The organism is Prosthecobacter sp. (assembly GCF_044236155.1).
Classification (GTDB): domain Bacteria; phylum Verrucomicrobiota; class Verrucomicrobiia; order Verrucomicrobiales; family Verrucomicrobiaceae; genus Prosthecobacter.
Map to the genome: position 1 here is coordinate 45,545 of NZ_JBIIHA010000032.1, position 6,000 is coordinate 51,544.

Genomic DNA, 6,000 nt, shown 5'->3' on the forward strand with positions numbered 1-6,000 from the left:
GCGGAGAGTGGCAAATGGCGTGTTGTCAATCCACCCATTTTTTGATTTGGGGGTGGGGAATTTCAAACGCGATACTCCACCCATGCCATTCACACAGCCGATTCGTTTCATCCCAATCCACCAAAGCCGCGTCTGGGGCGGCCGCCGCATGGAGACCCTGCTCGGCCACACACTGCCGGATCAAACCACGCCGTTCGGCGAGGCCTGGGCCGTCTCGGACCGCCCGGAAGCGCAGAGTGTGACTGAGGACGGCCTGTCATTGCATGATCTCTGGTCAAAGCATCACGACGAGGTTTTCGGCAGCAGCGCACCTTCCTGCGAACGTTTCCCGCTGCTCATGAAGATCCTCGATGCCTGCGACGATCTCTCCATCCAGGTGCATCCGCCGGCGAGCATGGCCGCAGCCTTGAACGGGGAACCGAAAACGGAGATGTGGTTCATCGCGCATGCCGATCCAGGCGCGAAGATCTACGCGGGCCTCAAACCCGGCGTGACACGCGCAGATTTCGAAGAGGCCCTGGATAACGGCACCGTTGCGGAGGTGGTGCATGTGATCGAGCCGCGCACCGGCGACTGCCTGTTCATCCCGAGCGGACGTGTGCATGCCATCGGCGCTGGATTACTGATCTATGAGATCCAGCAGAACAGCGACACGACCTATCGCGTGTTCGACTGGAACCGCGTCGGTCTGGACGGCAAACCGCGGGCGCTGCATGTCGAGGAGTCGCTGCAAAGCATCGACTTTGATGATTTTGAACCACAGGTACAGCAGATCGAGGCCGATGGAACGCTGGTGAGCTGCGAATACTTCGACGTGAAGCTTTGCGACAAGCTCGGAGCGGCCGGTAATGCCGGCGAAGGAGTGACACTGGCCGTGGTAAGCGGCGAAATCAGCGTCGGCGGCATGACTTTGAAAGCGGGCGACTTTGCGCTGGTGCCAGCGTGTCTGGACTCCAAGACACGTGAAGTGAAACCCTTGGTCAAAGACAGCCAGTGGCTGAGAATTCGGATTCCAGCTTAACTCGCAGCTACTTCTTCGCTTCGGCAGCCTTTTCAGCGGCCTTTTTGACCTCTTCGACAGGCTTCGCTTCCTTCTTGGGCACCGAATCTTTTGGAGTACTCGGAACGGCGATGAACTTGGCTTTCTCCGGCTCCATCTTGGGCAGCTCACCTTGGGGAATGAGCGGCACCTTTTTCTCGGGCTCCGCTTTTTTGGCCGCGGTGGGCACAGCCTGAGGCTTGGCGTCATCCTTGCGGCAGGAAGCCAGCAGCAGAGCGGCGAAAGCGATGAAAACGACAATCTTCATGAGCAGCGGATGGAAACGGAGCGGCCGTGAGCATCCAGTCCTTCAACCTGGCTGAAGGCGCGGACGACGGGCTCGGAATTGGCGCAGCTTTCGCGGTTGAGGCGGATGATGCTGGTGCGGCGCTGGAACATGTCGGCGGTGATGCCGGGGAAGGATTTGCCGGAGCCGCCCGTAGGCAGCGTGTGGCTGGGACCGGCGAGGAAGTCGCCCACGGCCACAGGAGAGTGATTGCCAAGGAAAATCGCGCCCGCCGTGCGGATGAGCGGCAGAATCACCTCTTCACGCGTGGTGATGAGCGAGAGGTGCTCGGGCGCGAAATCATTAACCAGACGCGCGCCTTCCTCCAAAGACGGCACAAGCATGCAAAACACACCTTTTTCGAGCACCGGCGCGAGCTGGGCCTGACGGCTGAGCGTTTTCGACTGTGTCTCGACTTCGGCAACCACCGCATCCAGCAAAGCGGCGTCATCGGTGATGAACCCGGCCATGCTGTCCTTGCCGTGCTCGGCCTGGGCGAGAATATCGGCGGCGATGAAAGCAGCGTTGCCAGACTTATCGGCAAGAATGAGCACTTCGCTGGGGCCGGGCAGCAGATCGATGGAAACGACGCCGAAGCACTGGCGTTTGGCCTCGACGACGTAGCTGTTCCCAGGACCGAAGATTTTCACGACGGGACGAATCGTCTCCGTGCCGAAAGCGAGAGCTGCGATGGCCTGTGATCCGCCGATTTTATAGACCTCGGTGGCTCCCGCGACTTTGAGAGCGGCAAGCAGGCCGGGATTAACGGTGCCATCGCGTCCGCAGGGCGTGCAGACGACAATTTCCGGCACTCCGGCGGCCGCGGCGATGGCGACGGTCATGATGGCCGTTGAAACGAGCGGCGCCGTGCCGCCTGGGACATAGCAGCCGACGCGTTCAAACGGGTGAAAAACCTCTCCGAGCTCGGCTCCCTGCTCGTTCCGGCCGTTCCAGCCCTGGCGGAGGCTGCGTTTGGCGAAAGCGGTGACGTTGCGATGTGAGGCCTCGAGCGCGGAGCGCAGCATGGCGTCGGCTTTGTTCCAAGCGGCGTCGATTTCGGCCTGCGGAACGCGCATTTGCGCGGAGGTGAGCTTCGCGCCGTCGAATTTCTCCACAAGTTCGAGCACGGCGGCGTCTCCACGTTCGCGCACAGCCTTGATCACATCTGTCACGACATCACGAACCGCATCGCTGGCCTCGGCACGGCGGTTAAGAGCGGTGACGGCGGCGGAGTAATCGGAATCTTTGGGACGAAGGACTTTCATGGGGAGCACCAGTCAATGGGGCGGAAGGAATAGGAGTCAAGAAATCCAGACTACGGCTGAAAATGGAAAGCGGGCGCTGGTCCGCGCCCGCTCCTCGAATTGATTTTGTGCCGGACACGGAACAACCAGGTGTTTAAACCGGCCGCCATTCCGGACGAATGGATCACGGGACAATCTCACCGGAGCCGGTGTAAACCCATTTTTCGACCTTGCCGTTCTTGATGCGGGCCTGGGCCTCGGTCTCGAACTTGCCGAACATGGTCTGGGTTTCGTATTTGACGTTCACGGTCCAGTAATCGGTGCCGTCGATTTTTTCCTGAGCCGCCTCGCCCCACGATTTGACGTTGTCAGGTTTGATCTCGGTCACTTCGCCGGACTTCATGCTGGCCAGGAGCAGCGGATACGTTCCATCCGCATCTTTGACCGGTTTGTCATTGCTGCTGCCTCCGCCCCCACCACCGCCAGCGGATGCTGGGGCGTTTTTGGCACGTTCGGCGGCGGCAAGGCGGTATTCATGCGCTTTGCGGGCCTGCTCAGTGCGGACGATTTTGATGTTCTCGTAGGCTTTGTTGAAAACATCTTTGAAATCGGTGTCATCCATCGCCACAAGGCCTCGCATGGGTGAACCTGCCGAAGCGCCGACGACGAGATCCGTGCCCTGCTGGCCCATGACGTAGATTTTGGCACCGGTCTTGAAGTTGGAGGCGGCAGTGGCCTTGCCCATGGCCATCTTGATCTCCAAATCCTTCTTCAGAGTGACCTGCGGAGGATTCTTCGGATTGAAGAAACCGGCAGGCACCGCAGCCCAGTTCTGCGTGAGTTCCTCGACAGGCGGGAACACCGGAGCGACAAAGGCGTTCGGGTCCACCGGCGGCGGCTCGGGGAGTTTCGGCATCTCGGGCTTCGGCTCCTCGGGCTTCATCTCCGGTTTGGGCTCGGGCTTGGGAGCCTCCATCACGACCTTCGGTTCTTCTTTGACGACCGGCTTCGGCGGCGGAGCCACGACGACCTCTTTCTTCGGCTCGACCTTCTTCGGCACGTGCTTGGTGAACTTCATGGCGTCGGCGAAGGGCGGATACACATACTCGTAGGAGACGTATCCGACGGCGATCGCGAGAATGATGACGATGAGAGGTTTCATGGCTGAATGGGCTGGGGGTGACAGACTTGGCGGCAATCTGCTCTCTGCCGCCGCCCATGCAACGGCCATTGTCGGCCTTTTCTTGGGCTTGAAGTCCCCCGCCCCACGCGGCAACTACCCCTCATGCCCGAAGACGTGATCCGCGTGCGTGGTGCACGGCAGCACAACCTCCAGAACATCGACGTGGACATTCCGCGGCACCGGCTCGTGGTGCTCACGGGTGTGAGCGGCAGCGGGAAGTCTTCCCTGGCCTTCGACACGCTCTTCGCGGAAGGGCAGCGGCGTTATGTGCAGAGCCTCTCGGCCTACGCGCGGCAGTTTCTGGATCAAATGCAGAAGCCGGACGTGGATTTCATCGAGGGACTCTCCCCGGCGGTGGCCATCGAGCAGGTGCACTCGAATCCAAACCCGCGCTCGACCATCGCCACCGTCACGGAGATCTACGATTACCTCCGCGTGCTCTATGCTGTGGCTGGACAACCGCACGACCCGAAAACGGGTGAAAAACTCATCCGCAGCACGCCGCCAGAGATCGCCGACAAGGTTCTCGCACTCGGCGAAGGCACACGCGTGGTCGTTTTGTCGCCGCAGGCGAAAGCGCACGGCACGGAGGTGCGGGCGTTGTTTGAAAAGCTGAAGCGCCAGGGCTTCGTGCGCGTACGTTTAAACGGCGAGGTCGTGGAGATCGACGATTCGCTCAAGCCGGCAGCCAGCAGCCAACATCGGGTCGAGATCGTGATCGACCGCCTCGTCGTGCGGGCTGATTCGCGGCAGCGGCTCATGGAAGCCATCGAAAGCTCGCTGCACTGGAACGAGCGCGAGGTGCAGTTCCTCGTGAACCTCGATGGCAGCGAGGAAATCCTCAGCTACACGACCGAGTTCGCCAATCCACGCACCGGGTACGTGATCGAACGCCTCACGCCGCAGCACTTTTCCTTCAACACCCACCTCGGTGCCTGTTCCGCGTGCGAAGGCACTGGAACGACGTTGACGCCGGACGCGACGCTGCTCGTGCCCGATGAGTCCAAATCGCTCGCCAAAGGCGCGATCAAAGCCTGGTGGGCCAAGCACCCGAAGCTCCGCGTCGTCTTCAACCGCGGCATCGAAGCTCTGGCGCAGCATTTTGAGGTGTCGATGGACGCGCCTTTCAATTCGCTGCCGCAGGAGTTCAAAGACGCGCTCTTCCACGGCACCGGCGATGTGCTGATCAACACAGGCTGGAAAAAATCCGACACGAAGCGCAGCGTGGCGAAGCCGTTCGAAGGCCTGCTCAACGAAGTCCGCCGCCTCTACGACAACGCCGAGAGCGAGATGCTCCGCGCGAATCTCACGCGGCTGATGAATCCGCAGCCATGCGCGAAATGCGAAGGCAAACGGCTCAAACCGCAATCGCTGGCGGTGAGGTTGAGTTCCAAGTTTCAGGTTTCAAGTCTCAAGCTGGACGCCGCGATGGACACCAACTTGAAACTTGAAACTTCAAACCTGAAACCCGGCCTGGATCTCAACATCCACGAGTTCACCTCGTTGCAAATCCGCGACGCGCTCGGCTGGATGCGCGAACTGGAGGTCACCGAGCAGCAGAAGGCTTATGTGGGCGAGTTGCAGCGCGAGATTGTGAAGCGGATCGAGTTCCTGGAGCATGTGGGACTCGGTTATCTCGCTCTGAACCGTGAAAGCGGCACGCTTTCCGGCGGTGAGATGCAGCGCATCCGCCTAGCTTCGCAGATCGGCGCCGGTTTGGCTGGTGTGCTCTACGTTTTGGACGAACCGAGCATCGGCCTCCATCCCGCCGACAACGAACGGCTCATCCAAACGCTCCTGCGCCTGCGTGATCTCGGCAACACGGTGCTCGTCGTCGAACACGACGAGGCAACGATGCGTGCCGCCGATCATATCATCGAACTAGGCCCCGCCGCCGGTCCGCACGGCGGAAAAATCATCGCCCAAGGCTCGCCCGGGCAAATCTCCGCGAATGCCAATTCGATCACCGGCAGCTATTTGAGCGGAAGAGTGCGCATCCAGGCCACCGCATTGCCGCAAACGCTCCTGATCAAGAGCCAAGAACCAAGAACCCAGAACTCGTTAACGATCCACGGCGCCACCGCTCACAACTTGCGCAACGTCACCGCCACCTTTCCTCTTGGCAGCTTCACCTGCGTCACCGGCCCTTCCGGAAGCGGAAAATCGACGTTGGTCGATGACATCCTCATGCGCGCCCTGCGGCGACACTTTTACGATGCCAAGGATATTCCCGGCACGCATGAGCGCA

Annotated in this window: 5 protein-coding genes; 2 read left to right on the forward strand and 3 right to left on the reverse strand. The window is 60.6% G+C overall.

The window, feature by feature from the left end; all coding sequences use genetic code 11:
* Positions 1 to 82 precede the first annotated feature (82 nt).
* A complete protein-coding gene (locus ACILSE_RS20245; RefSeq protein ID WP_395719255.1) occupies positions 83 to 1,021 on the forward strand; it encodes a type I phosphomannose isomerase catalytic subunit in 939 nt (312 codons plus the stop codon).
* 7 nt (positions 1,022 to 1,028) lie between these two features.
* Here ACILSE_RS20245 and ACILSE_RS20250 read toward each other — a convergent pair whose 3' ends face one another.
* The 3 genes from ACILSE_RS20250 to ACILSE_RS20260 all read right to left on the reverse strand — a co-directional run bounded on the left by ACILSE_RS20250 (position 1,029) and on the right by ACILSE_RS20260 (position 3,731).
* The gene (locus ACILSE_RS20250) at positions 1,029 to 1,307 is read right to left on the reverse strand and encodes a hypothetical protein (RefSeq protein ID WP_395719256.1); all 279 of its coding nucleotides are present in this window, start codon (positions 1,305 to 1,307) and stop codon (positions 1,029 to 1,031) included.
* Positions 1,304 to 2,590 (reverse strand): histidinol dehydrogenase, encoded by a 1,287-nt coding sequence (hisD, locus tag ACILSE_RS20255; RefSeq protein ID WP_395719257.1) that lies wholly within the window; start codon positions 2,588 to 2,590, stop codon positions 1,304 to 1,306. Before hisD ends, ACILSE_RS20250 begins: the two co-directional genes overlap by 4 nt.
* Before the next feature lie 163 nt (positions 2,591 to 2,753).
* The gene (locus ACILSE_RS20260) at positions 2,754 to 3,731 is read right to left on the reverse strand and encodes a hypothetical protein (RefSeq protein WP_395719258.1); all 978 of its coding nucleotides are present in this window, start codon (positions 3,729 to 3,731) and stop codon (positions 2,754 to 2,756) included.
* Between the two features lie 123 nt (positions 3,732 to 3,854).
* On the opposite strand from ACILSE_RS20260, the gene uvrA reads away from it, so the two are divergent.
* A partial coding sequence (gene uvrA / locus ACILSE_RS20265) for an excinuclease ABC subunit UvrA (RefSeq protein ID WP_395719259.1) occupies positions 3,855 to 6,000 on the forward strand: 2,146 nt, incomplete at its 3' end.

Excerpts from the sequence above, each read along its gene's own strand:
- ACILSE_RS20245 (WP_395719255.1), top strand. The coding sequence starts at position 83 with ATGCCATTCACACAGCCGATTCGTTTCATCCCAATCCACCAAAGCCGC.
- ACILSE_RS20250 (WP_395719256.1), bottom strand. The coding sequence starts at position 1,307 with ATGAAGATTGTCGTTTTCATCGCTTTCGCCGCTCTGCTGCTGGCTTCC.
- hisD (WP_395719257.1), bottom strand. The coding sequence starts at position 2,590 with ATGAAAGTCCTTCGTCCCAAAGATTCCGATTACTCCGCCGCCGTCACC.
- ACILSE_RS20260 (WP_395719258.1), bottom strand. The coding sequence starts at position 3,731 with ATGAAACCTCTCATCGTCATCATTCTCGCGATCGCCGTCGGATACGTC.